This is a genomic window from Thalassotalea sp. 1_MG-2023 (genome assembly GCF_030546745.1).
Classification (GTDB): Bacteria; Pseudomonadota; Gammaproteobacteria; order Enterobacterales; family Alteromonadaceae; genus Thalassotalea_C.
The window spans coordinates 204,669-231,259 of the sequence record NZ_JAUOPD010000002.1; the positions used below are offsets into that span (position 1 = coordinate 204,669).

At 38.6% G+C, this 26,591-nt stretch carries 22 protein-coding genes and 1 other RNA gene; 13 read left to right on the top strand and 10 right to left on the bottom strand.

The window, feature by feature from the left end:
* Positions 1–11: 11 nt before the first annotated feature.
* A complete protein-coding gene (sspA, locus tag Q4489_RS02440; protein WP_074496446.1) occupies positions 12–653 on the top strand; it encodes a stringent starvation protein SspA in 642 nt (213 codons plus the stop codon).
* Complete coding sequence (locus Q4489_RS02445) at positions 653–1,099, top strand: ClpXP protease specificity-enhancing factor (protein ID WP_303476595.1); 447 nt, start codon at positions 653–655, stop codon at positions 1,097–1,099. The genes sspA and Q4489_RS02445 overlap by 1 nt, the downstream gene beginning before the upstream one ends.
* A gap of 74 nt (positions 1,100–1,173) precedes the next feature.
* Here the strand turns inward: Q4489_RS02445 and Q4489_RS02450 are convergent, their stop codons facing one another.
* Genes Q4489_RS02450 through Q4489_RS02465 form a run of 4 tightly spaced genes read right to left on the bottom strand, consistent with a single transcriptional unit; the run spans position 1,174 to position 4,583 of the window.
* On the bottom strand, positions 1,174–1,749 hold the full coding sequence (locus Q4489_RS02450) for a BON domain-containing protein (RefSeq protein ID WP_303476598.1): 576 nt from the start codon (positions 1,747–1,749) through the stop codon (positions 1,174–1,176).
* 4 nt (positions 1,750–1,753) lie between these two features.
* Positions 1,754–2,344, bottom strand: coding sequence for a phosphoheptose isomerase (locus Q4489_RS02455; protein WP_303476601.1), 591 nt, complete (start codon positions 2,342–2,344; stop codon positions 1,754–1,756).
* A gap of 27 nt (positions 2,345–2,371) precedes the next feature.
* The gene (locus Q4489_RS02460) at positions 2,372–2,752 is read right to left on the bottom strand and encodes a YraN family protein (RefSeq protein WP_303476603.1); all 381 of its coding nucleotides are present in this window, start codon (positions 2,750–2,752) and stop codon (positions 2,372–2,374) included.
* Complete coding sequence (locus tag Q4489_RS02465) at positions 2,739–4,583, bottom strand: penicillin-binding protein activator (RefSeq protein ID WP_303476606.1); 1,845 nt, start codon at positions 4,581–4,583, stop codon at positions 2,739–2,741. Before Q4489_RS02465 ends, Q4489_RS02460 begins: the two co-directional genes overlap by 14 nt.
* Positions 4,584–4,669: 86 nt before the next feature.
* Here Q4489_RS02465 and rsmI point away from each other — a divergent pair, with 86 nt between their 5' ends.
* From rsmI to Q4489_RS02480, 3 genes are all read left to right on the top strand, one after another.
* On the top strand, positions 4,670–5,518 hold the full coding sequence (gene rsmI, locus Q4489_RS02470; RefSeq protein ID WP_303476608.1) for a 16S rRNA (cytidine(1402)-2'-O)-methyltransferase: 849 nt from the start codon (positions 4,670–4,672) through the stop codon (positions 5,516–5,518).
* A gap of 280 nt (positions 5,519–5,798) precedes the next feature.
* Positions 5,799–6,983, top strand: a complete 1,185-nt coding sequence (locus Q4489_RS02475) for a HAMP domain-containing sensor histidine kinase (protein WP_303476610.1) — start codon at positions 5,799–5,801, stop codon at positions 6,981–6,983.
* 2 nt (positions 6,984–6,985) lie between these two features.
* Positions 6,986–7,525, top strand: coding sequence for a response regulator transcription factor (locus Q4489_RS02480; RefSeq protein ID WP_303476613.1), 540 nt, complete (start codon positions 6,986–6,988; stop codon positions 7,523–7,525).
* Positions 7,526–7,559: 34 nt separating this feature from the next.
* Here Q4489_RS02480 and Q4489_RS02485 read toward each other — a convergent pair whose 3' ends face one another.
* Complete coding sequence (locus Q4489_RS02485) at positions 7,560–7,820, bottom strand: TonB-dependent receptor (RefSeq protein ID WP_303476616.1); 261 nt, start codon at positions 7,818–7,820, stop codon at positions 7,560–7,562.
* 185 nt (positions 7,821–8,005) lie between these two features.
* Between Q4489_RS02485 and rnpB the strand changes: the two genes are divergently transcribed.
* Positions 8,006–8,405, top strand: an RNA gene (rnpB, locus tag Q4489_RS02490) — RNase P RNA component class A.
* Between the two features lie 84 nt (positions 8,406–8,489).
* Here the strand turns inward: rnpB and Q4489_RS02495 are convergent.
* Positions 8,490–10,190, bottom strand: a complete 1,701-nt coding sequence (locus tag Q4489_RS02495) for an alpha-amylase family glycosyl hydrolase (protein ID WP_303476619.1) — start codon at positions 10,188–10,190, stop codon at positions 8,490–8,492.
* A gap of 551 nt (positions 10,191–10,741) precedes the next feature.
* On the opposite strand from Q4489_RS02495, the gene Q4489_RS02500 reads away from it, so the two are divergent.
* A complete protein-coding gene (locus tag Q4489_RS02500; protein WP_303476622.1) occupies positions 10,742–11,620 on the top strand; it encodes an AraC family transcriptional regulator in 879 nt (292 codons plus the stop codon).
* 138 nt (positions 11,621–11,758) lie between these two features.
* Here the strand turns inward: Q4489_RS02500 and Q4489_RS02505 are convergent, their stop codons facing one another.
* Positions 11,759–13,057 (bottom strand): PAS domain-containing methyl-accepting chemotaxis protein, encoded by a 1,299-nt coding sequence (locus Q4489_RS02505; protein WP_303476625.1) that lies wholly within the window; start codon positions 13,055–13,057, stop codon positions 11,759–11,761.
* A 154-nt stretch (positions 13,058–13,211) separates the two neighbouring features.
* Positions 13,212–14,123 carry a LysR family transcriptional regulator gene (locus Q4489_RS02510; protein ID WP_303476627.1) on the bottom strand — a complete coding sequence of 304 codons (912 nt, stop codon included), beginning with the start codon at positions 14,121–14,123 and terminating at the stop codon, positions 13,212–13,214.
* 156 nt (positions 14,124–14,279) lie between these two features.
* Here Q4489_RS02510 and Q4489_RS02515 point away from each other — a divergent pair, with 156 nt between their 5' ends.
* From Q4489_RS02515 to Q4489_RS02525, 3 genes are all read left to right on the top strand, one after another.
* Positions 14,280–14,969 (top strand): type 1 glutamine amidotransferase domain-containing protein, encoded by a 690-nt coding sequence (locus tag Q4489_RS02515; RefSeq protein ID WP_303476812.1) that lies wholly within the window; start codon positions 14,280–14,282, stop codon positions 14,967–14,969.
* A 26-nt stretch (positions 14,970–14,995) separates the two neighbouring features.
* The gene (locus tag Q4489_RS02520) at positions 14,996–16,156 is read left to right on the top strand and encodes an iron-containing alcohol dehydrogenase (RefSeq protein ID WP_303476629.1); all 1,161 of its coding nucleotides are present in this window, start codon (positions 14,996–14,998) and stop codon (positions 16,154–16,156) included.
* A gap of 191 nt (positions 16,157–16,347) precedes the next feature.
* Positions 16,348–17,391: an NADP-dependent oxidoreductase gene (locus Q4489_RS02525; protein WP_303476632.1), complete on the top strand. Its 1,044-nt coding sequence runs from the start codon at positions 16,348–16,350 to the stop codon at positions 17,389–17,391.
* A 106-nt stretch (positions 17,392–17,497) separates the two neighbouring features.
* On the opposite strand, the gene hmpA is transcribed toward Q4489_RS02525, so the two are convergent.
* Both hmpA and Q4489_RS02535 read right to left on the bottom strand, forming a co-directional pair.
* Positions 17,498–18,679 (bottom strand): NO-inducible flavohemoprotein, encoded by a 1,182-nt coding sequence (hmpA, locus tag Q4489_RS02530; RefSeq protein ID WP_303476635.1) that lies wholly within the window; start codon positions 18,677–18,679, stop codon positions 17,498–17,500.
* 138 nt (positions 18,680–18,817) lie between these two features.
* The gene (locus Q4489_RS02535; protein WP_303476638.1) at positions 18,818–19,090 is read right to left on the bottom strand and encodes a hypothetical protein; all 273 of its coding nucleotides are present in this window, start codon (positions 19,088–19,090) and stop codon (positions 18,818–18,820) included.
* 170 nt (positions 19,091–19,260) lie between these two features.
* Here Q4489_RS02535 and norR point away from each other — a divergent pair, with 170 nt between their 5' ends.
* The 3 genes from norR to Q4489_RS02550 all read left to right on the top strand — a co-directional run bounded on the left by norR (position 19,261) and on the right by Q4489_RS02550 (position 26,508).
* A complete protein-coding gene (gene norR, locus Q4489_RS02540; RefSeq protein ID WP_303476641.1) occupies positions 19,261–20,862 on the top strand; it encodes a nitric oxide reductase transcriptional regulator NorR in 1,602 nt (533 codons plus the stop codon).
* A gap of 440 nt (positions 20,863–21,302) precedes the next feature.
* Positions 21,303–24,125: a TonB-dependent siderophore receptor gene (locus tag Q4489_RS02545; RefSeq protein ID WP_303476644.1), complete on the top strand. Its 2,823-nt coding sequence runs from the start codon at positions 21,303–21,305 to the stop codon at positions 24,123–24,125.
* A gap of 124 nt (positions 24,126–24,249) precedes the next feature.
* A complete protein-coding gene (locus Q4489_RS02550) occupies positions 24,250–26,508 on the top strand; it encodes a DPP IV N-terminal domain-containing protein (protein WP_303476646.1) in 2,259 nt (752 codons plus the stop codon).
* Positions 26,509–26,591: the final 83 nt, after the last annotated feature.

The window sequence follows — 26,591 nt, forward strand, 5'->3', positions numbered from 1 at the left end:
TTGGAGGCGAAATGGCCGTTGCTGCAAACAAACGCTCTGTCATGAACTTATATTCACATGCGGATGATATGTATAGTCATCAAACTCGTATTGTGTTGGCAGAAAAAGGCGTTGGTGTAGATATCCACTTAGTTGATATGGCGAATTTGCCTGAGGATTTATTAGACTTAAATCCGTATGGAACAGTGCCTACATTAATTGATCGTGAACTAGCGCTTTACGAAGCGTCAATTATTATCGAATACTTAGACGAGCGTTTTCCACATCCACCATTGATGCCTGTTTACCCAGTATCACGTGGTCGTAGCCGCTTAATGATGCACAGAATCGAACAAGATTGGTATAGCTTAGCGCGTATTATCATGAATGGCAGTGCGGGTGAAGCTGAGAAAGCACGTAAAGAATTAGCAGAAAGCTTGTTAAGCATTGCACCAATCTTAAATGAAGCTCCTTATTTTATGAGTGAAGAGTTTAGTTTAGTAGATTGTTACTTAGCTCCGCTATTATGGCGTTTACCTGTTTTCGGTATCGAATTAGAAGGCGCAGGATCTAAAGAATTAAAAACATACATGTTACGTGTATTTGAACGTGAATCGTTCCAAGCTTCTTTAACAGAAGTTGAAAGAGAACTTCGCTTTGGTACTGCAGTTTAATGTCTGTTGAAATGACATCATCAAAGCCCTACATCGTTAGGGCTTTTTATGATTGGATTTGTGACAATGATCTAACCCCATACATTGCCGTTGATGTAAATGTATACGGTGTGTTGGTGCCTATGGCGTTTGTAAATGACGGGCAAATTATACTAAATGTTGCCCCTGGTGCCGTTGGTTCAATTTCTTTGGAAGGTGAAAACATTGAGTTCACTGCAAGGTTTTCTGGTAAGTTAGAACACCTGACAGTGCCCTATGGTGCTATTTCAGCTATCTATGCCAAAGAAAATGGTGCAGGTACTTCGTTAGCGATAGAGCACCCTGTTGAAGATGATGAATTGTCACTTTCCCCTGTTAGCGCAGTTGATAATAGCAGTGATGATGAGCCAGACCCAACGCCCCCGAGTAAGCCTCGTGGTAGAGCGAGTTTAAAAGTTGTTAAATAAAAAAAACACTCTTTAGAGTGTTTTTTTATGTCTAATGATGTTGTTAACAGATGTTCATCGTTAAGTAAGGCCTGTTAGCTTTCAACAATTTCGAACATTTTAAAAACCCGATTGACCCCGCCAACACGACGTGCAATTTCAACAGCGCTATTGGCTAAACGATTAGTCACAAGACCCATTAGGAATACTTCACCGTTTTCAGTCACCACTTTTACATTATTAGCGTCAAAATCATCTTGCTTAAACAAGGCGGTTTTAACCTTAGAGGTTAACCAAACATCATTACTGCGCGTTGAAAGAGAGGTTGTATTGCCAATACGTATTTGATCATGAATATATTCGACCCCTTTCACTTGATTAACAGTTTTAATCGCAAGGTTTTTTAAATACGTATTCATCGCCTGCCCGACAATCAGCACTTTACCGTTTACACTGATAACTTGTAAGTTCGTATTGTCAGAAATACCAGCCACTTTAGCGAGCTTAGCATGTGCTGCAATTTCAATTTTTTGATCATCAATTTGATTGCCAATTGAGCGGTTATCTGCAACAACGCTAGCACCACCGACAACCCCTACCACAGCGGCAGCAACACACCCTTGTAAGATGGAAACAGTAGCAAGTAGCAATATTCCTTTTTTTGCTTTCATGGTGTTATTCTTCACTTTGTGGAAATAATGTTGAATCGATAATATCGCATAAACAATGAATAACCACTAGATGTACCTCTTGAATTCTAGCGGTACGTGATGAAGGAACACGAATTTCAACATCGTTTTCACCTAATAAGCCCGCTATATCTCCACCGTCTTTACCAGTTAACGCGATAATTGGCATATCTCGAGCAACGGCAGCTTCAATGGCTTTAATAACATTACGTGAGTTACCGCTCGTTGAAATGGCAAGCAATACATCACCGGCATTTCCAAGTGCTCGTACTTGCTTTGAGAATACCTCGTCGTAGTGGTAGTCATTTGCAATTGATGTAATGGTCGAACTGTCTGTAGTCAAGGCAATTGCTGGTAAACTAGGGCGCTCAGTTTCATATCTGTTGAGTAGTTCGGCTGAGAAATGTTGAGCATCACCAGCAGAGCCACCGTTGCCACAAGATAATATTTTGTGGCCACCTAATAGTGATTGCACCATAATTAACGATGCTTGTTCAATAGGCCCTGCAAGCGCTTCACTTGCAGCAATTTTTGTTTGAATACTTTCTGTAAAGTTACTTTTTATGCGCTCTAACATGGTTATATTGGCTCCGTTTAAATCGAGTCAAAAGGCATTTTTCAGCCAAATAAATTCGGGAATGTTACCGCCTTCGATGGCGATGATATCAAATCGACATGCGGTATTATAAGCATTTAGTCCTTGTTGTTGCAGAAAAAATGCGGCTGTTCTACGAATTTTTTCTTGCTTGCTGATGCTTACCGCGGAAATAGCGCCACCGAAAGCTTTGTTTTTACGGTATTTCACTTCAACAAATACTACGCAGTTACCTTCTTTCATAATTAAGTCAATCTCACCTTGGCGGCTATGAAAATTGGCTGTAACAAATATAAGTTGTTGTTTCTCAAGGTACTCGAGCGCTTTTGATTCCCAGTGCTGCCCTGAAGTATTATGTGAATTATTCGACGATTTTTTATTCCAAAACAATTTCTTCTACCTTGTCCCTTTGGTAGCTACCCCACAATAAACTGCGGGTTAAAATACCCTGTTCATTTAATTTTAATACGCCTGTTTGTCCGTAATGGCGAATGTATGGTTGTTGTTTAAACACTGAAAACTTATGGATCAATGAGTAGCTATCGTACCCCATGGCAAAAATACGCTCAAGACTATCAGATCTATCTGGCCAGATACGCGAGCTAAGTTGTTTCAGTGATGTATTTTGTTGTTTGCTGGTAAGCTGCCAAGGCATTTCTGTAAACGACAAGCCGGATAAATCACGACTATCACTTTTATCGCTGTTATGGCTATGGCTTCTTGAGCTTGCAAAGACAGGTATTGCACGGGCGAAAGGTGAAATATTTACGTCGATATAAGGCTTGAGTAACCGTGTTTCATTGGGGGATGCGACAATATAAATCATGTCGATATCGAGGCGATTTCGCTCTTGCGTTTTTAGCTGTTGTCGAATTCTTCTATCAATATCAGCTATTCGCTTTTTACTTAAATCGAGTTCTAAGGTACTTTCAAGTTTTTCTTGAACTTTACTGGCATCAGCAAAAGCGATTACCTCAGGGGTTCTGCCGGTAATACGTTGCCATTGTTCACTAAAGGTATTGGCAATACGTTGGCTAATACTATCTTGTTGAGCGAACACAATTGGCGAGGTAAATTGACGACGACTGAGTGTTGTTGCTGCTTGTATTGCTTCATCTTCAGGGTTCATAGAAAGCACAATATGGTTTTCTTTTAGCGTATGTGCTTGAGGTATGTTCAACAATAATGTGGGTAAATTAAGCTGCGGCTGATTGATATATGCATCAACATTCGATTTAAGCAATGGACCTATTACATGATCTACTTCCAGTGATGTTAAGTAGTCTGCTAGTGTGCTGTAGTCTGTTGCTACAGAGTCTATGAAATGTAAGCTCGTATCAGCATTATTTTGATAAGCCGCTAAAATACCTTGCTGAGCAACTTCACCTGCTTTTTTCTGTTTGCCTGATAAAGGTAGTAATACCGCGATGTTATGCTCTTTATCGATATTTTGTACTGTTGTGGCTGACAGCTTCTCAATTAATACCTGTGCAGGGTGATCGCGAAAATTTCGCTGCCATTGTGTTAAATATCGGTTGAATGTATCAGGTTGATAGCCAAAACGATGGGCAAAATTTAATAATTGTTGCCAACCGCCGAAGTAAGGAGGATCTAGCTTTGAAAGTTGCTGAATCTCCCATTGCGATAGTTTATTTAGCGAAAGCCAAACGTCATTCGCTTGCTGTTGGTATTCCAACTCAGAAGATAACGCTAACGCACGCAGTCTTGCATCTACTGAGGCTAGAGGAAGCTGTCTTTGTTGTTGAACAATCGCTAATGTTTGATAAAACTCTTTTGGCTGTTGCTGTTCACCACGTAATTTTTTTGCCTGATTCAAATGTTTTAATGCCAGGTCGTATGCTTCAAGCCGAACTAAACTTTGCGCACTGATCAGCTCTAATTGATATTTTAAACGGTTATTGTCTGTTAATGCCTGGGTTTGCTGTGCTAACCACAGTGCTTTTTTATATTGGTTTTCATTATTAAATTGCTGTGCCGCAAATAAAAAATATTGCGTGGCTGTTTCACCGGTACTATTTTTTGCTAGCGCAAGATAGTCATTAGCTGACTCAGTTAAATTTTCGTTGCTTGATATTTGAGTATTGTCGCTGCTTTTAACGGGCTTCTTGTCTGGCTTTGTGGCACAACTTGTGAGCACTAAAAGCGTAATAACAGAGAAGATAACGCGCAAACGTTTAACACTAACGTAATGATATGCCACAAACAAACCCTATAAATGATGGATCTTTTCAATCGATATTGCTTTATAATAAACGTCATTGACTCTTTGCTCAACAGAACTATTAAATGACTTTAGCTGAAGATAACTCAGGTACCTTATATATTGTTGCCACTCCTATTGGTAATTTAGGCGATATTAGCCAGCGGGCAATTGATACTTTGCGTGCAGTAGATGTTATTGCTTGTGAAGATACCAGGCACTCTAAAAAACTCTTATCTGCCTTTTCAATAAGCGGTAAAACAATATCACTGCATGATCACAATGAGCGGCAAAAGCAGGAATACATTGGTTCACTGCTTGCCTCGGGGAGCGATGTTGCATTAGTTTCTGATGCTGGTACGCCTTTGATTAGTGATCCAGGTTTTCACCTTGTACGTTATTGTCGACAACAAGGATTAAACGTGTCACCCGTACCTGGCGCATGTGCAGCAATCTCGGCGTTATCTGTTGCTGGGTTACCGACAGATCGTTTTGCTTTTGAAGGCTTCTTACCCGCTAAAACAGGGGCAAGACAAGCCATACTTCAAGGGCTTGCAAACGAAACTAGAACTATGGTGTTTTACGATGCACCTAGACGAGCCATTGATACGGTACAAGATATTGTTACGGTGCTAGGTGAGAGTCGATATTTAGTGATAGCTCGTGAACTGACAAAAACATTCGAAACCATCTACTCTAATACCGCCGGTGAAATGTTAAATTGGTTGTCGCAAGATGCGAATCAATTAAAAGGTGAAATGGTGCTGATTATTGAAGGTGCGCCTGAAAAAATATCAGAAATAACACCTGAGGTTGAACGTGCGCTAAAGCGACTACTAAAGGAATTGCCACCTAAAAAAGCCTGTGCCGTGACTGCCGATTTATATGAAGTGAATAAAAAAGCACTCTATGATTTAACACTAAGTTATAAATAGGTATTACACTGTTTTCGGTAATAAAATGTGCTATTGATTTTAACAAGAGTGAGTTGTTAAACATGTACATGTACCGTATTGTAAATAGAATTTTCAACACATTGACAAAACTATCGGGCACAATATTTTAATGTGGGAAATTATTAAGGCCTTTAAAAGGCAGCTTTAAAAATAACAGGCGCTTAAAGCGTAAAATGATGAACGGATAAACGCACACTAAATAAAAATGATTAAACCACTGATAAAATTCTTCACAAAAATGTCAACCGTAGAGTTAATTATGACGCTACGCGGTTTATCGATAATACTGCAAGTTTTCTTATTATTATTTGTTAATTTGATTTTACATTATCAACTTCCTTGGTTACCGATGTTTATCATTATCGCACTTGAGCTTGCGTTTAATGTTGCCAGCTTTTCGATAACCCGAAATGGGGCGAGCTCTAAAAAAAATCATGTGTTAATACAATTGCTCGCTGATGTGTTTTTTCTCGGCTGCTTGCTTTATTTCAGCGGTGGTGCGACCAACGCGTTTGTTTCTTTATTATTGGTGCCTATTGCTATTGCCGCGATCACTTTGTCATTCTGGCGCGGGTTAATTATTGCAAGCTGCGCCATCGTTATTTACTCCGTATTACTTTGGACCATGCCAATGCATGTAATGCATGGCAATATGGCTGGGCACTTTATTGGAATGTGGATTAATTTTCTGTTTTCTGCTTTAGTGTTGTCTCTTATTGTTGGATATTTAGCACGTGCGATTACGCGTAGAGAAACAACCATTGCAAAATTTCGAGAGCAACAACTTAAAAAAGAACGCATCATTGCACTAGGTGTTGCTTCTGCACAAGTAACACACAATTTAGCAACGCCACTGGCAACACTACAGCTACTCTCAGAAGAACTCGCTGAACAACCACAAATGCCTGCGGACTTACTCGATGATATTGAAAAACAGGTTGCCCGTTGCGCAGAAAGTTTACACGCGTTTAGAGTGACTACAGAACATATTAAAACCAATGAAAAGCAGCCAATTAGTTGTGCCAATATTCATCAACAAATTAAGCATCATTGCCAATTAACCTACCCTGAAGTGAACTTCACATTTATCGACAACACGCTTGATTCTCGCATTGAAATTGATGGCTCATTCATCCCTGCTGTGGTTAATGTGATTGATAATGCCGTTCATGCAAGCCAAGAAAGTCAAAATAAAACGATAGAGATTGAATCTTATTTGCAGGATCAACAATGGTGTTTATCAATAAAAGATTTCGGTAAAGGCTTTGTTATTGAACAACTACATGAATTGGGCGACTTCCCACAACTGAGCGAACATGGTTTTGGTGTTTCAATTATGCTAAGCAATGCGAGCCTTGAAAGGTTGCAAGGTAAACTCTGGCTTGATAATCATCAAGCTGGCGGTGCAGTTGTACTTATCACCATGCCGATAATAGTAGATTGAAGATGAAAGTGTTATTAATTGAAGATGATTGCGCTTACGCATCTGTTTTAGCAAGAAGGCTAAGTAAGCACCAATTACAAGTTGAGCATTGTGAAACTAATTCAGAAGCATTGCTGATGGTGAGAAACTTCTTACCTGAAGTCGTGTTATTGGACATGTATTTAGCCGGTGACAGTGGGTTACCTTTAATTTCACCGATAAAACATTTATTACCCAACTGCCGTATTATTTTGCTCACTGGCTATGCAAGTATTGCTACCGCTGTAGAAGCAATTAAGTTAGGTGCCGATGATTATCTCGCTAAACCCATAGATACCGAAACGTTATTAAAAACGCTTAAAGTTACCGTGAAAACAGCTGTTAATGAACAAATCTCAATCCCTGATAAACTTAGTGCTGAACAAGCAGAGTGGGAGCATATTCAGCAAGTGCTAAAGGCGAATAAGGGGAATATTTCTGCAGCAGCTCGGCACTTATCAATGCATCGACGTACACTACAAAGAAAGCTAAAAAAACGCCCTAGTTTTCATCAGAAAAGCTAGGGCTAGGGTACAGGCAAGTGCCTATATGCGGAACTTAAAATTGAAACGTGGCAGCAAGCCAGAAATTACGAGCTGTGCTAGGAATACGTGACATTGATGGAATATCGCTACCGTTTATACGATTATAAGCAGCTAAATGATCTTGATATTCACGATCGAATAGATTTGAAATTCCGAAATCAAGTGTCAGGCTGTTTGACCATTGATAGCCACCAATTAAGTCTATATAGCTATAGCCTGACGATTTTTGCTTAAGTTTGTTCAATGATGTACTGCATAACATTATATGATTCATTGTATATTCGTAGATTTATAATGGTATATTTTGGTAAAGCAAGCTGAAAAACAAGCATAAAAATAGAAAGTGCGACAATATGTCACAGGCTTAGTTAATTGCTGCAAGCAGGTTAAATCACAAATAATAATTGGCAAATAGAAGTAAGCTTTGTTGTTATCTGGTGATTAGGGTAGAATGCGCCCCGAGTTAGCGAGACAATCGCTGCTTGTTCGTTGTATTTAGTATTTCGATAGTAAATAGACAGGACAAGGGGAGGAAAGTCCGGGCTCCAAAGAGCAGGGTGCCAGATAACGTCTGGGCGGCGTAAGCCGACGACAAGTGCAGCAGAGAGAAGACCGCCGATGGCTAGCAATAGCACAGGTAAGGCTGAAAGGGTGCGGTAAGAGCGCACCGGGCCACTGGTAACAGTTGGCAGCAGGGTAAACTCCACCCGGAGCAAGACCAAATAGGGTTTCATACGGCGTGGCTCGCGTTGAAACCGGGTAGGTTGCTTGAGCTATGGAGCGATCCATAGCCTAGACGAATGATTGTCACTTTTCTTCGGAAAAGATACAGAACCCGGCTTATGTGCTAACTCATTTATTCTTAAACCCTGATGGCAACATCAGGGTTTTTCTTATCAGATAAACTGATGGCACGTGAAATGCACCGATAAAGTGATAAATGTTAGTTATCACTAACTTTACCCAGCAGTACAATGCTGAAATCGGTATTCAATTTGATTTTATTATCTTTTACCGTGACTAACGTATCAGAATAGTAATCTTTAAGCACCGTACCATCTTTAAAGGCTTGATAAGCCGATAACGTTTTATGACCTTTGTTTAAATCAATGCCAATAAGAACATTATCGGATCTTTCTTTAGCGATATATTTACGACTAAATATATAGGGTTTTTCGTTGTGCTGTTCATGTACCCCAGCCCCTACTGCAAGGTGGTTATGCCTAAAAGTACCAAGTTTTTGCCAATGCCTTAAAAGTTTTTGAGTTTCATCTTTTGTTAGATCTTGCCAGTTCATAAATGAACGCCAAGTTGCATCGCCAATAGTGCCGTTTATCTTTAAATTTCTGGCTAGCTCATCCCCATAGTAAATTTGTGCGGCACCTGGCGCTAACATGAGTTTTAAAGCCGTTTTATATGGTGTAGCTCTCTCCTTGTCATAAGGTTCAGGGTCATCATGTGAGACAACATAATTCAAAATACCAACGTTTTTAAACGCACCATGATTAAGTTCTTCTGAGTAAATGCTGAAAAGTGTTTCCATTGGCAAATTTGCATGGGTTGCAAACCCCATATTAATTAAACTGTCGAAGCCATAATCATAAAAATCAACCTGCTTATCGCCATAGTCGTATTTTCGAGTACCCGACGGGGTATTTTTAAAACCATTAACGCCTAAGTGCATAACTTCACCAATCATAAAAAAGTCTTTGTTTTCTTCAAATACTGTTGAATTTTTTGATTTCCATTGATTGTATGCTAATGATGCTTCGGCTTTTAACACACGCCAAATATCAGCTTCAACGTGTTTGGCAGTATCAACACGAAACCCATCGATACCATAGTCTCTAACCCAATCGGTTAGCCATTTAACAATGTAATATTTGGGGGCGCGAGGTAACTGTGTTCTTTCAAAAAAGGCGTCAAGCTCAGCAATCTCCTGCTGTTGCCTTCCTTCAAGTTGCCATTTTTCAAGTAAAAACGACGGTAATTTAACTGGCTTTTCTGAGTCAGTACGGATATCGGGTATACTTGTAGCAACGGCACAATGAACATTATTCTTATAATTATGCCACTGACAAACAGGTTCAGTGCGTATCCAGCCAGCTGGCCAAGCAGAGTCTACATTTGTCATGGGTCCTGTATGATTGATGATCACATCGGCTAGGACACGAATACCGTGTGCATGTGCTGTTGCTATCATGGTTTTCATCTCAGCTTCTGTGCCAAAGTTAGGATCTACCTTGGTCCAATCTCTAGGCCAGTAACCATGAAAAGGGTAGCTTCGTCCCCAGTCTTCATCCCAGTAGCCATGTACTTGCTCTATTAGCGGCGTCATCCAAAGTACGTTGACCCCTAGCGCTGAAAAGTAACCATCTTCAATTTTTTGAGTGATACCTTTAATATCCCCGCCCATAAAATTTCGAAGAACCGCACCATCTTGTTTTCTTTTAAAGGCTTGGTCATTTGATTTATCACCATTCGAAAACCTATCCGTCATCATGAAATAAATTACAGCGTTGTTCCAAAAAGGGTCGATAGCGTTATTGTTTGTTGTTGATGTTTTTGCATGGCTAGAACTGGTGAATAGTAACGATAAAATGACGAATACTATGCACGTGAACTTTATGATGTATGGTTTCATTTTTTTCCTTATTATTGAGATACATTTCGCATGGAAAAACTAATTCAATAAAAGAACGACTATGCTCATTAACGCTAGAGTGCGCTTTATTAGGCATATGTAAATTTTTATTTATTATTTTTTGACCACTTACAAAGAGTATTACGCTATTGATATGTGAAGTACACTTATTGCATACGTATTCAAATTTGATGAATATTTTTTTCGGTGTGTTTTAAATGTTTTTATGATCTTCATTTATTTGATAAATATTGATGGCTGAGGTTGCTAGGTGAATTTAACGGCGTTTTACAGTATCAATAAAGTGAAAATAAAGGGGGTAATCAAAATTCATCGTCCGGAGGGTGCCAATAGCGGCCCATCGCTTACTTGTCTTTGATCCAAGAAGATATAGAGAAGCCTAACCTTCCAATACTCGAAAACCTAGTTAAATTCCATTTATTCATTTCTGAGGTTTTAAATTATTGAGATAATTTAAAAATAGCAAGAAAAGGTGAGACAGCTGTTAGAGTGATTAAATACCATAATTACTCTATAGGAGACTTGAGTATATGATTTGGTCACAACGAATGAATTTAGCAATTGATTATATTGAGAGTAACTTAGATAGTGCTCTTAGTACAGAGGACGTAGCAAAGGTAGCCTGTTGTTCCAAATACCACTTCCATCGTATGTTCTTTGCTAATTTTAAGGTTACCTGTGCTGAGTATATCAGAAGGCGAAAGCTGACTATGGCTGCTGTTGAGTTGTTGAATACTAACGAAAGTATAGTTGATATCGCATTCAAATATGGTTACGAATCTCCTAATGCTTTCACTCGTGCATTTCGAAATATGCACGGAATAAATCCGAGTAAAGCTCGCTTAGGTGGCACTTCACTTTCTTCATATAAACGAGTCTTCTTCTCTAAGGACAAAAAAGTAGGAGTAAGTATGAACTATAAAATAATTGAGATTCCAGAATTCAACATAATAGGCAAAAGCAAAAGTTTTGAGTTCGAAGATTTTGTTAAAGATGGGCCTAAATTCTGGAAAGAATATATTGGTTCAGAAGACTATAAAAAGCTTTATCAGCTAAATAATGGTAGGCCATGTTCTATCACAAATTCATCATTGCTCTCTGCATATTTTCCAAAAGAAAATGGAAAACGGGATGAGTTTACGGATGTTTTAGGCGTTGAAGCAACAAGTGAGGATAGTTTGAGTGGATTTGAAGTTTATACAGTACCTTCTTCAACTTATGCGGAGTTTAATTGTACATATAAGACTTCAATGAAAACTAACCGATATATATATGGTGAATGGTTCTCCTCAACAGGCTATGAAAGAGATGGGAATAAGCCTGACATAGTCGCATATTTTCCTATACCATTTAGACCAATGAATGAGATGTGCATTCGTTGGTGGATACCCGTTATTCGCAAGCAATAAAGCAAAATTTCAGGGTCCCTTTATCGCTCATATCAGACTGACATTAAACGTTAAAATCTTTGGTAATTAGTGTCAGATCAGGTATGAGTAACTATACTTTCTAGCTCAAACCTAGTTCTACATTGAAAGCTTTCAGTATCAGTTTGAGATATTTTTAACCATATTTGTTAAATTTGATGCTCGAGTAATAATTTCTTGCATTACATCGCTTACTTCAGATACTTGAGTTAAGCTCTTTCTCGTTGTTCCTTCCACCTGATGCATTATATCTGTGGCGTCTTTGGTAAGTTGTTCGTTTAGTTTTACAACGTCATTGATTTCATTGGTTGATTGACTAGTACGAGCTGCCAAGCTTCTTACCTCATCAGCTACAACCGCAAAGCCGCGTCCTTGTTCTCCTGCTCTAGCTGCTTCAATGGCTGCATTTAATGCGAGTAAATTGGTTTGTTCTGCAATAGCACTTATCGTAGATACAATAGCGGTAATGCTTTTAGATTGTTCATTCAAGTGACCAATAGATTCCATGGAACTTTGTACTTGAGAAGAGATCAGCTCTGAAGTTTCAATAGACTTTTCAAGTTTACTATTTGCAGTGTTTGCACTTTGTTCGGTTTGTTCAGAGGTGACTTTTGCAGCCTCTGCAACGTTAGCAACTTGTAACGATTTTTCGACTCTAGCGGTAATGTCTGATGCAAATTTAATCACTTTAGTAACGTTTCCATTTTCATCAATAATGGGGTTGTATGTCGCTTCTATCCAAACGGTATGCCCCTTTTTATCCAGACGATTAAAACGCCCTGACTTATGTTCACCTCTTGCTAATTCTTGCCAAAAGTTTGGGTTGTCACGTAAAAATTGGTCATCACAAAACATTCTATGATGACCACCTTTAATTTCAGTTATGTTATAACCAAGTGTTTGAAGAAAATTTCTGTTGGCATGAATGATTTCACCCAGTGGGTTGAATTCAATCATAGCGAGTGATTTATCTAACGCCTGAGTAATTGAAGATTGAGCTATAAGTGCTTTTTTATCGTCGGTAATATCATTGGCTATTTTTATGATCCGGGTAACAGCACCGTTTTCTTTTACTGGAAAATAAGTAGCATCAAGCCAGAGTAGGTCACCATTTTTAGCGACTCTTTCAAAGTGTCCGAATTTAGCTTCACCTTTTTTTAATTGCGCCCAAAAGTGTTGATACTCGGCAGAATTTACATAATTAGGTTGGCAAAACATTCGGTGATGTTGACCAATGACATCTTGTTTGTTGTATCCGATAACCTCTAAGAAAATGTCATTTGCATCTAACACTATACCGTCAGGAGTGAACTCAATGTTAGCGATAGAGTCATTAATTGCAGAAATAACAGATTTAGCTTTAGCTAATTCTTGCGTTAGTTGTTCAATTTCTTTGTTTTTCTTATTAAACATATACATCTTGTGTTTAATGCCTATAAATAATTTCTACTGCAACGCGCAATATTTCAGCGTGTCATGAAAGTTTTTTCGGGCTATCTATGGTAAACTATTTTAGTCTTAAAGCTGATGCTTAACAACGTAAATGACTGAGTTATCTACAGGTTCAAAATAGCTAAAGTGGATTTATCAAGCTAGACCTTACAAAATAATCTTTTAAAAAATCGATTAATAACCGTACCTTTTTTGACTCTGCAGCCCCAGGTGGAAAAACGCCATAAACGTTAATATCTTTCATTACGTAATCATCAAGCACTGAGATCAAACTTCCTTGTTTTATTTTTGGATTTGCATCATAAATAGGGATTCTGCCTAAACCATGACCGCCTTCAACAAAAGCTGTACGGGCAGCAGCGTTATTGGTTTGAATGCTTCCTTTCATTTCGATACTGAAAGAACGCGTGCCTTTAGTGAGTTCTAATGTACCTGAGGTTAATTTGTAAATTACCCATTGATGACAGTTTAAATCTGTTGGTTTTTGTGGTTTTGAATGCTTTTTAAAATACTCAGGAGAACCGCATAAGCATGTTTTAAGGGTTGAAAGTTTAGTCGCTTGTAGCCCTGAGTCTGACAGCGGAGCACCCCGAATAGCTAAATCAATGCCTTCTTTGATGATATTAACCACTTCATCAGTCAGCATAATATCTAGTTCAATATTAGGGTAACGATGCCTAAATTCATTGAGTGCAGGAACAATGGTTTGTAGCCCTACATTTACCGGACAAGTGATTTTAAGTAAACCTGTCGGGTTATTTTTCAGGTTTTCAATTTGTTGATTTGCCGCAGAGGCTTGATCAGCAATAACCCTGCAATGTTGATAATAGTCTCTTCCCGCTTCGGTTAATGACAAGGTACGAGTAGAGCGGTTGATTAGCTTTATGCCTAATTGTGCTTCAAGTTTTTTAATATGATAACTCACCACTGCCCGCGATAACCCTATACGTTTTGCAGCGCCACTTAACGTGCCTTGTTCAACTACTTGAGCGAATACCACCATACTTTTTAATTTTTCAAACGATAAGTCCATGAGTAACTTAAGCAACGAAAACCAACGAATATTTCATTGTATCATTAATTAATACAAAGAAGCTCATTTACTCTACATTGTTAGACTTTTGTTTAGGCTGTAGACTTTCCCTTATCAACTCGTAAAGGCTTAACTGCACATAGATAGGAGATTATGATGAACAAGCAAAAAGTATTAATGGTATTAACCTCTCATGACAAGCTTGGTGATACAGGTGAAAAAACAGGTTTTTGGATTGAAGAATTTGCTGCACCTTATTATGCGTTTAAAGAAGCCGGTGTCGACATAACTCTTGCCTCACCCCTTGGAGGACAAGCGCCAATTGATCCTAATAGTGAATCTGAAGATGCTCAAACGCCAGCAACAGTTAAATATTACGATGATGCTGCGGCGCAGTCTGCGGTAGCAAATACAAAGGTGTTAACTGATATAAATGCCAGTGACTTTGATGCGGTATTTTATCCTGGCGGCCATGGTCCACTTTGGGATTTAACTGAAAATAAACATTCTATTCAATTAATTGAACAGTTTTTAGCAGCAGAAAAGCCGGTCGCTGTTGTTTGTCATGCCACGGCAACATTATTGAATGTTAAAGATAGCGCATGTGATTATGTGGTTAATAACAAAGCCGTTGCCGGATTTACTAACAGTGAAGAAGAAGGGGTTCAGTTAACAGAGGTAGTGCCTTTTTCACTTGAAGACGAGTTAGTAAAACGTGGCGCTGATTATCAAAAAGTTGAAGATTGGCATGCGTTTGCTGTTCAAGATGGTTTGATCATCTCTGGTCAAAATCCTGCAAGTTCTGTATTAGTAGCTGAAAAGTTACTGAATAAGTTAGGTGCTTAATTTTAGTTAATTTTGAGGTATATATTTTGTTAAATTTTAGTTTTCATAACCCAACAAAAATTCATTTTGGTGAAGATCAAATTAAGCTAGTGGGTAGTGAAATTCCCGCAGATGCAAAGGTGCTGTTGATATACGGCGGTGGATCTATCAAGAAAAATGGCGTTTATGACCAAGTAGTAACAGCGTTAAGTGATCATACGTGGGTTGAATTTTCAGGCATCGAACCTAACCCTCGTTATGAAACCTTGATGAAAGCACAAGCATTGATTAAAGAACATCAAATTGATTATTTGCTTGCAGTGGGTGGTGGTTCAGTGGTTGATGGTGCGAAATTTATCGCTGCCGCTGCTTTATACGAAGGGGAAGATGCCTGGAATATTCTCGCCAAACAAGAACCGGTAGAAAAAGCATTACCTATTGGCGCTGTATTAACTTTACCCGCTACAGGTTCTGAAAGTAATGGCAACTCAGTGGTTACACGTGAAGGAAACAAGCTACCGTTTTCAAGTCCATTGGTTTGTCCACAGTTTGCGGTGTTAGACCCTAAAGTAACGTTATCTTTGTCTGATCGACAAATTAGCAATGGTGTAGTTGATGCCTTTGTTCATGTGATGGAGCAATATCTAACTTACAATGTTAATGCAAAGGTACAAGATAGATTTGCTGAGGGCTTATTACAAACATTAATTGAAGAAGGTCCAAAAGCATTACGAACCGAAACGAAAGAAGACTTAACTATACGAGCTAATATTATGTGGTCAGCGACAATGGCGTTGAATGGTCTGATCGGTGCTGGCGTTCCTCAAGATTGGTCTACGCATATGATCGGTCATGAATTAACCGGCAGCTTTAATATTGATCATGCTAGAACCCTGTCAATTATTTTACCAGCTGTTATGAAAGTTAAGCGAGATGATAAACGTGAAAAGCTTGTTCAATATGCCGAGCGTGTTTGGGGAGTTACAGGTGAGGATGAAGAACAGAAAATAGACAAAGCGATTGAATTGACTGAAGAATTTTTCAAGGATATGAAAGTGCCAACCCGTTTTTCTGACGTTGAACTAAATCATCAGCATATACCCAATCTTATTGAAAAGTTAGAACAGCATGGCATGGTAGCACTAGGCGAACATAATGATATAAACCTAGATGTGAGCAAAAAGATACTTGAAACAGCCTGTTCTTGATAAAAAATGATTTTTTCATTATTTGAATCTATTAAGGGTTATCCGAAAACATTTTAAAACTGTAAACAATAAATTAGCTTTATTGTTAGATAACAAACATTTAAATACATCAATTACATTGAACGCTTATTGAAATTTATGTAAATGATTTTTATAAGTAAAACCTAATACTGACAAAGAGAGCCAGGTTTATGACTCAGAATTTACAAATAAATAGACAGATCGTTTTAGCTTCTCGTCCTACTGGGGCGCCAACGGATGAAAACTTTAATCTTTTACAATCAGACATACCAACACCACAGTCAGGTGAATTGTTATTACGCACTGTTTACTTATCATTAGATCCGTACATGCGAGGCCGTATGAGTGATGCGAAATCATATGCTGAGCCGGTAGGTATTAACGAAGTAATGGTAGGGGGTAGTGTCTGTCGTGTTGAGCAATCTAATCATGCAGACTATCAAAAAGGCGATTGGGTAGTCGCGTTTGGTGGTTGGCAGGATTACAGTATTTCTAATGGCGAGGGGTTAATAAAGCTCGACAACAATATCGCTAATCCTTCATATGCATTAGGTGTATTAGGTATGCCTGGATTAACGGCATATATGGGATTGCTCGATATCGGCCAGCCAAAGCCCGGTGAAACAGTTGTTGTTGCCGCCGCAACCGGTGCGGTCGGTAGTTTAGTGGGGCAAATTGCAAAGATAAAAGGCTGTAAAGTAGTTGGTATCGCTGGCGGTAAAGAAAAGTGTGATTATGCAGTAAATACTTTGGGTTTTGACGCTTGTTTAGATCACTACCATGAAGACTTAGCTGAACAATTAACAAAAGCTTGTACTGATGGAATTGATGTCTATTTTGAAAATGTTGGCGGTAAGGTGTTTGATGCCGTTTTACCCTTATTAAATTCATCTGCGCGAGTACCGCTGTGTGGGCTTATTTCACAATACAATGCAACTGAGTTACCAGAAGGGCCAGATAGAATGTTTGCATTAATGGGAGCACTTTTGGTCAAACGTATTAAAATGCAAGGCTTCATTGTGTTTGATGATTATGGCCATCGATATGATGAATTTAGTCGGGCAATGTTCCAATGGTTAACTGAAGGAAAAATTAAGTATAAAGAACATAAAGTCGATGGATTGGAAAATGCAGTAACTTCATTTATCGGTCTACTTGAAGGCAAAAACTTCGGTAAGTTAGTCGTGCAAGTTGGGCCAGATAATTTAGCTTAAATGTAAGTACCGTTAAGAAAAGTTGTGATTAATACCATGAATTACTGCTGTTTGCCGCTATGGCGTTCAGCAGTAATTTTTTACCTTGGCTTATCTAGCCGTTTTTTTAAAGTGTTGCATGTGGGCCAAATACTTCGTAATGGATACGATCTTGCTCAACGCCTAGGGTGAGCAAACTATCTTTTGCATATTTCATAAATCCTACTGGGCCACAAATATAAAAATCTCCCGCTACTATCGGTAAATCAATTTGATCAAAATTGATGAAGCCTTTGAAGGTATGCGCATCATGGCTGCTTTCTTGGTTATACCAAGTAAAATATTGCCATCCCTGCTTCTGACAGCATTGTGCTGTATGTTCGGCAAAAGAATGTAATGTATTATTTTCGCATGCATGCAGGTAAGTTACCGGTAATTTATATTGGCTATCAACTAAACTATCCAGCATTGCTTGCATCGGTGTTACACCAACACCAGCCGAGATTAGTACCACAGGCTTTTGTCTATCTTTCAAATAGAAGTCGCCAGCAGGCGCATGTAAGTCAACTATATCGCCAGGTTCAAGGTGGTCATGCAAATAATTAGACACTATTCCTTTGTGTTCGCCCAACTCGCGCTTCACTGAAATCCGATAAGTTGAACCGTTCGAAACTGTTGATAAAGAGTATTGACGTATTTCATTGTAATCTGATGTGCATGGTTTAAGTTCTATACCGATGTATTGACCAGGTTGATAATGCATTACCGGTTGTTGATCTACGGGTTCAAAAATAAAACTTGTAACCAGTGAAGATTCCTTTGTTTTGGCTAATAAGCTAAACGCGCGTTTTCCACGCCAACCGCCAGTCATCGACTCTCGTTGTGAATAGAGTGTCTCTTCACGGTGAATGAATAAATTAGCTAACACTTCGTATGCAGCCGTCCAAGCTTCTTCAACAGCTTGTGTGAAATGGCTAGTCAATAATTCACGCATTGTTTCAATGAGATGATGACCTACAATGTTGTAGTTTTCAGGCTTGATATGAAAGCTGGTATGTTTGTTGGCAATTCTTTCTACTGCATGTTTAAGAACAGAAAGATTATTGAGGTTTTTGGCGTAAGCAATAATAGCTTCAAATAAAGCAACTTTTTGATTGCCACTTTGTTGATGACTTAAATTAAAAATATCTTTTAATTCTGGGTTGTGGGTAAACATTCTGTGATAAAAATGGTCGGTGACTGCCGTGCCCGCTTGTTCAATTAGTGGGAGGGTTGATTGAACAATTTTTATGTCTTGAGAAGATAACATGTAAACTCCGAAGGTAATTGGCGATGCAGAAAGCACAGCCAGTGTGTAGGAAATAGAAAATAAAGCGCCTATCGTTAAGTCGCTAATTTAACGATAGGTACTGATTTAAATAAGGGATTATTACGGTAATCAAAATGCTTAGAAAATTTTAAACCCTAGACCGTGAACACCAATACAGCGAATGACATAACCAATTTTAAATAAGCTAGCAAAAATGATGGTTGCTACATGTGCACCTATCTGTACAGGAATTGAAAACTGAAAATCGAATTGAAAATTAATCATCAAGCACATCACCGTAATGAAAAATGAAATAATCATTGTCCAATTACCTGTGATGATACATTTTTGATAATTTAATTCAGTGTTGTCTAATTGGTGATTAGTCGCTAGGGCAAAATTAGAGTACATATCGATTCATTTTTTAATAAGTAATGCATATCTGTATATCAATATTAATGCCAAAATTGTAACTTGTTGTAATTAAATAAATAGTTTGTTTTTAATTTTGTTTTGTGTCAATTTGACATATTTTTTATATGTGTCATATTGACTATTAAAGAGTCTTTAAGGTACTTAATATGAATAATTTAACGGATAGCCAATTACTCGAATTATCTATTGAGTTAGCGCAAAGTGTTGCAAGTCAGCAGCGGTTTGATGATCTATTAACAGCGATTAGAAAGGTAATTATTTGTGATGCTATTGTATTATTAGCTTATCAAGGTGATTGCCTGAAACCCTTAGCTTCTCAAGGCCTTGATGTTGAAACCATGGGGCGTAGGTTTATGATTAATGAACAACCTAGGTTCAATGCTATATGTCAGTCTAAAAAAGCGATTCGATTTCCTGCTGATTCTTCATTGCCAGATCCATACGATGGCTTACTTACTGTCACCGACGGTGATTTACCGGTTCATGCTTGCATGGGGATCCCTTTATATTTTGAAGATAAGTTAATTGGCGTGCTCACTCTTGATAGCCTATCACCGGGGGTATTTGAACAGATCACTGAACGATCATTAGCATTAATTGCTTCAATGGCGTCAGTGAGTTTGCACACGGCTTCTACGGTAGATGTTTTAGAAGCAAATGTTTCCCGGTCTAAAGCAGTAATGCGCGCATTAAGTGAACCAAGTGTTTCAGGAAGTCATTTAGAAATCATTGGCAAAAGCCATGCGATAGAGAAACTTAGAAACGAGATAGCTTTAGTCGCACCGTCTAATTTTTCTGTATTAATTCAAGGGGAAAGCGGAACGGGCAAAGAGTTAGTTGCCCACAGTATACATCAGCAATCAAGTCGAGCTGATGAAGCGATTATTTATGTTAATTGTGCAGCATTGCCTGAAAATTTAGTGGAAAGTGAATTGTTTGGTCACATTAAAGGGGCGTTTACAGGGGCTGAAAGTAAAAGGGCGGGTAAATTTCTTATTGCGAACGGCGGCACCTTATTTCTAGATGAAGTAGGAGAATTGCCCTTAGCAGCACAAAGTAAATTATTAAGGGCATTACAAAATCAAGAAATTCAACCTGTTGGTCAAGATGAAGTCATAAACGTTGATGTACGTGTTATTGCGGCGACCAATAGAGATTTAAAAACAGAAGTGGACGTTGGGCGTTTTCGAGCAGATTTGTTTCATCGATTGAATGTCTATCCATTGAATGTTCCGCCATTAAAAGCGAGGGAAGGTGATGTGTCTTTGCTGTCAGGCTTTTTTATTGAGCGTACCAAACGTAAATTAGGAGTGAACCAATTAAAAATCTCTCCCGAGTTAATGGCAAAGTTGCAAGGCTATGATTGGCCAGGAAATGTGCGTGAGCTTGAACATTTATTGAGTAGAGCAGCGCTAAAAGCTTGTGCCAAAGTATCAGCAGTAAATAAGCACAAGGAAATTGTGACAATTAATGTTGCCGATAGTGATGAGTTAAATGACACGACATCCACAATCAATAAACACCATGAACTCAATGCAACTAACGACGAAGCAAAAACTTTCACCTTAGAAAAGTCAGTTAATCTGCGCACCTTGATGGATGAGTATCAACGACGAGTTGTAAAGCAAGCCTTGCAGCTACATCAGGGCAATTGGAGTAAAACAGCTAAATATTTATCGGTTGATCGTGCCAACTTAATTAGGTTATCGAAAAGATTAGATATACGTGTAGATAAAGTTGTGTTTTAAGTGAATAGTTAGCGTGTAATCCACTTGAACCATGTGATTGACTGAGTGGTGATGGCCTCACACTCTTAGTATAAGCGAAGTACTTTAAAATACTTTTCCATCATAAAAAAACTCTGTTGCGCTGTACGGTAGAAGTCTCTTTCAGAATAAGTGCATTGTGTTCATTTTTTGTAAAACTTGTTGGTTCACATAGAATGTGATCGACAAAAATCTATGCCGTAAGCCGTTCTCTTTATAGCTCTCCTCTTTATTTTGTATTTATGTACAAATCATAAGTAAAAAAAATTCACCCGTAGAATGCTTTTTTTACTTGATTCCATAGTCAGATATATTGTATACATTATATCTGTTTGTGGGCGCTACGCATTTTTTAGTGTTGTAAGCCTCTTATTTTTTTAAGAAAACCATAAAGAATAAATATATTAAACCCGGGAGGGGGTATGACGGTTAATTTTTTTAAGCCTTTAATCACAAGAAAAAGTATGACAGCGTTAGCTATAGCAAGTGCATTTTCATCTATGAGTATGGCTACTTTTGCAGCTGAAGACGCTGAAAATATTGAAGATGAAGGTGTGGAACGTATCGAAGTTACGGGTTCACGAATTAAAAGAACATCTATAGAGGGTGTAACGCCAATCGTTACAATTTCCGCCGCTGATATTCAATTACAGGGTCATGCGAATGTTTTTGATGCATTAGACTCTCTTGCTAAAAATACCGGTATTTTCGTCGGTGAAGAAAGCTCAAATAATTTCAATGCGAATGCGCAAGCTATTAACTTAAGAGGGTTTGGCGCAAGCTACACATTAACATTGATAAATGGAAGACGCATACCTGTATTACCTAAGCCATCAGGCAACGTTGCAGGTAATATTGTTAACCTTGCAATGATACCAACCGAAGCGGTAAAACGAGTTGAAATACTTAGTGGTGGTGCATCAGCAATCTATGGTTCTGATGCTGTAGCAGGCGTAGTCAATGTTATTTTAAAAGATGATATCGATTTTAACCAAATAACCGCACGTTACGGTGATACTAAAGACGGCGGCGGTGCGAGCAAAAAGTTTACACTTAGCACCGGTGGTACACATGATAAATTCAGCTATACCGCTGTACTAGAAGTTGATCAACGTGACCCTATTCATGGTGATGATCGAGGGTGGTTTGACGAGCCAGAAGATGGACCAAATGTAGATAGACATGGCCCAGAACAAGTGATGAGTTATTGGGCTAAGTGGGAGCCAGATCCCATCGCGATGAAAGATTTATCAGGACGTTGTGAACCACTTGGTTATGAAAAGGTGCAACCGCCAGGACGAGTGCATTTTGATCCTGACCCTTATTATTGCGGTGACAACCCTTACAACACATATACCGTACGAAATGAGCGTGACCGTACAAATCTGTTTGTCAACGCAGAGTATGAGTTAGATGATGGGCGCTTATTTGCTACCTTTTTAGGCACAAAGTCTGAAGGTGATGCAGGTTTGTACCGATATAGCTATGGCGTTGATTATGTTGTTCAAGAAGACATTAATGATGCAAGCACCTTTTTAGGAAATCGTCATTTTTGGCGACGCTTTAGAAACTTTGAAGTACCAACTTCAAATCAAGAATTCGATGAAACCTCTATCACCGGTATTGTTGGTATAGAAGGTGTTATCGCAGACGAATACGATTACTCTCTTACGTTCACTACCGGTCAGTATGATTATGAAGACACTGTAGGTCGTTTTGATGATCAAAAGATGTTGAGTTTATTGTATGGTGAAAAAGGTACTGATTGGACTCAACCTTGGGAAGGTTCACGTTGGGTTGTGGTTAATGCATCACAGTTAAACGCTAACTACGAACCAACCAATATCGACATATTTGGTCAATTAACACCTGATATGTTTACCAGTGCTCTTCACCAATCCATCGGAAAAGGTGATTCATATTTACACAGTTTATCATTTGATATTAGTGGCTCTTTAATTGAATTACCCGCAGGTGAAGCTCAATTTGCTTTTGTTACTGAGTACCTTAAAGAAGGGTATGAATTTATCACTGACGAAGAAACGGTACGTGGTGATATTTATGGTTGGTCAGGCATTACAGGTAAAGGTGATCGTGAACGATATGCTGCAGGTTTAGAATTATCTATTCCTCTAGCCGCGAAAGAAAGCACCATTGGCTCATTAGAAGCCACATTAGCGGGTCGTTATGATTATTATGATGATGAATCAAATGTTGACGGAGCGTTTACTTATCAAGCGGGCTTATCTTGGCGACCAATGGAAGAATTGTTAATCAGAACAATGTATTCCACATCATTTAGGGCACCAGATATGCATTATATGTATGCAGGTGAAAGCTCTTCATTTGCAAGCCCAATTGATTATTTAACTTGTGTGAATAACACTGGCTTAACTTCAGGGCAAAGCTGGAGTGGTTGTGGTGATGATTACGGCATCAGCGTTCGCCAAGAATCTAAAGGCGATCTTTCTTTAGAAGAAGAAACGGGTGATAGTTTAAATATCGGTTTAGTTGCTAGTATTACCGATGACTGGTCAGTTACGTTTGATTATTATGAAGTATCTTTAGAAAAGAAAATTGGTAATTTGGGGGCAAGTTCAGTATTGCGTTATGAAGCTGAATGTATGCTTGGTTTTACTGAATCAGGGCAAACGGTTGATAAAAACTCGGCTAAATGTCAAGAAATGCTCAATCGCGTTTCTCGAGGTGGTCCATCAGGTAATGATGTACTTTCAACTGTAACTAGCCCATTTAATACTGGTGAGCGTGAGCAGAAAGGTATTGATATATCATCGAAATATACTCATGACTTAGCTGGACTTGGTCGAGTGTTTTTCAATATTGATTATACGCATATTTTTGAAACCAATGAGCGATTCTTACCAGAAGATGAGCTAGAAGATATTCGAGACTATCAATGGAACAATGAATTCCGCACACGCACAACCGCTACTTTGGGTTGGAATAATGATGACTTATCGGTTGCCTTTTTTGTTAATCGCTTAGGTACATCGCCTGTAAGATGGTCTGATGATGTCAATGAACGCTATCCAGCATGGACAACGGTAAATATGAGTACCACTTACCATATTTCTGATGATTTGACTTTGAGTGCTGCGGTAACGAATTTATTCGACAAAAAACCACATCAGCACGAATCAGAAGAATGGTGGCCGTTTGCTGACATTACAAAATACAACCCTGTTGGTTTAGAGTACTTTATTACTGCTACATATCGTTTTTAAGCGATAATCACAGGTTACTCTTATAGAGCTTTCATAAGGCCGGCAAGTTAATGCTGGCCTTATCTTTTTCCGAAAAATTATTTTACCAATGTGAAGGCCATTGCTAATTACGTGAGTATTTTTTATGAAATTTATACCCCTGTTTTTTCTTCTTTTATCTTTAATAAGTTGTCAGCACACGCCAGCAATTAAGCACAAATCAATAGATGATAATGTTGAGCGTGCTAAAGCGTTCAGTGCGAAGAATTTAAGTAATAAAGTAGATAATTTTTCGTTAACTGCACATTGGATTGACGACAAGGCTGATGAGTTTTGGTTTGAACGCTACTCTAAAAAGCGTGGGCAGGAATTCGTGCGGGTAAACGCCAATGATAAAGTAAAGACGCCTTTGTTTGACAAAATTAACTTAACACAATCGCTTAATTTAGAAGAGCCAATTGACTGGCAAAGTTCTCCGCTTAGTCACGTTAAATTCAATGGCAAAGTACTTAATTTTGATATAAATAACCAACCTTATCGTTGTGAGATCGTTGCAAGCCCTTATCAATGCCATGCGGCACCTAAACAAAAGTCACAAGATAAGACAAGAAGATATACTTCACCAGATAAGCAACATTTTGTAAAAGTGGAAAATTACAATTTGTTTTTGTGTAAAACATCCACGCAAGACTGTAAACAATTAACTCAAGATGGATCTGAATCATCCCCTTATGCTGTCACACATTCAGTTCCTAATAAGCGGCTAAATGATGAAGCTTTCGATGAACAGAACCATTTAGGCCTTTATTGGTCAGAAAATAGTCATTATGTCATCACTTATCGACTATTCCGCCAAGGCGTGAGTCAATTAACATTAACTGATAGTACCGCCGATAATGATTTTAACGTGAATAGTGTACGTTACTATTACCCCCAAGCGGGCGATCAAACATTGCCTATGGCACAGGTTGTACTTATTGATGTTGCTAATCAGGAAGCTAGCGCATTAAATGGCCCTAAAGTAATGCAAACATATTATGGAAGGGCACTTTGGGGGTACTGGCACAAAGGTGATTTTTACTACCAAGATCGTCGAAGAGGCAATAAAGCATTATTTTTGCGTAAAGTGATCGCGAAAGAGAAACAAGTTGTTTCAGTGATAAAAGAAACAAATGATGAATTTATTGACCCTTGGGTGCAAGTGTCGTATCACTTAAATAATAAAAGCCAGGTTATTTGGAGTTCACAGCGTTCAGGCTATCAACACTTATATCTTTATGACACAAAAACAGGATCATTGATTAACCCGATTACTCAAGGTGAATATACCGTGAGAGCCATACGGGGCGTTGATGAAGAAAAAGGGGTTTTGTATTTTGAAGCTTCTGGTAGAGAGAAAAATCGAGATCCTTATTTACGTCATTTATATCGAATTAACCTTGATGGCAGTGATTTAACGTTACTAACACCTGAACCTTTTGAGCATGAAACACGATTATCACCGAATTTTAGCTTTGTTATTGATACATATTCTGACGCACAAACTCCGCCGCAGACCTGGCTACGAAGTGCAACTACAGGAGAAAAATTAACAAAACTTGATCAAGCGAACATTGAAGGATTAACCGCTTTAGGTTGGCAGCCACCTGAACCATTTAGTGTCATTGCAGATGATGGTGTAACTCCTCTATATGGCTTGCTTTATAAACCATCAAACTTCGATGCCAGTAAAAAGTACCCTGTTATTAATGATACCTATACAGGTCCGCATAATTTTTTCACGCCAAAATCCTTTTCAACTTTTGCTAATACTCGACCAGCTTTGGCAGAGCTTGGGTTTATTGTTATTAAAATGGATGGCCGTGGCACCAGCAAAAGAGGGCGTGAATTTCACCGTGTTAGTTACAAAAACTTAGCAGCAGGCACCGATGATCATGTTTGGGCAATAAAACAGTTAGCTAAAGATCGACAATATATGGATATTAATCGAGTCGGTATTTATGGTTTTAGTGCGGGTGGCTACGATACGGTGCAAGCCATGTTAAGGCATAATAGCTTTTTTAAAGCTGGCGTTAGTGCATCGGGTAACCATGACTTTCGAGTTGATAAAGCGGGTTGGAATGAAATATGGATGAGTTGGCCAATGAATGATGCTTGGCAACAACAGTCAAACTATACTGATGTAGAAAGGTTAACCGGTAAGTTATTACTTGCTCACGGTGAACTTGACAACAACGTTCACCCTTCTGCGACCATGCGCTTGGTCGATAAGCTTATTAAGGCAAATAAAGATTTTGATTTATTGATCATGCCAAAAATGGGTCATGTATTAGATGAACACCCTTATTTTGTTGAAAAGCGCTGGCGTTTCTTTCTCGAACATTTACAGAAAGAAAATGAATAACTAGAGATAGGTGGTAAGTATTATTTGTTAGATAACTAACTGTTTAACTTAAAATAGTTAGTTATCTATCGATTAAGGCAGAA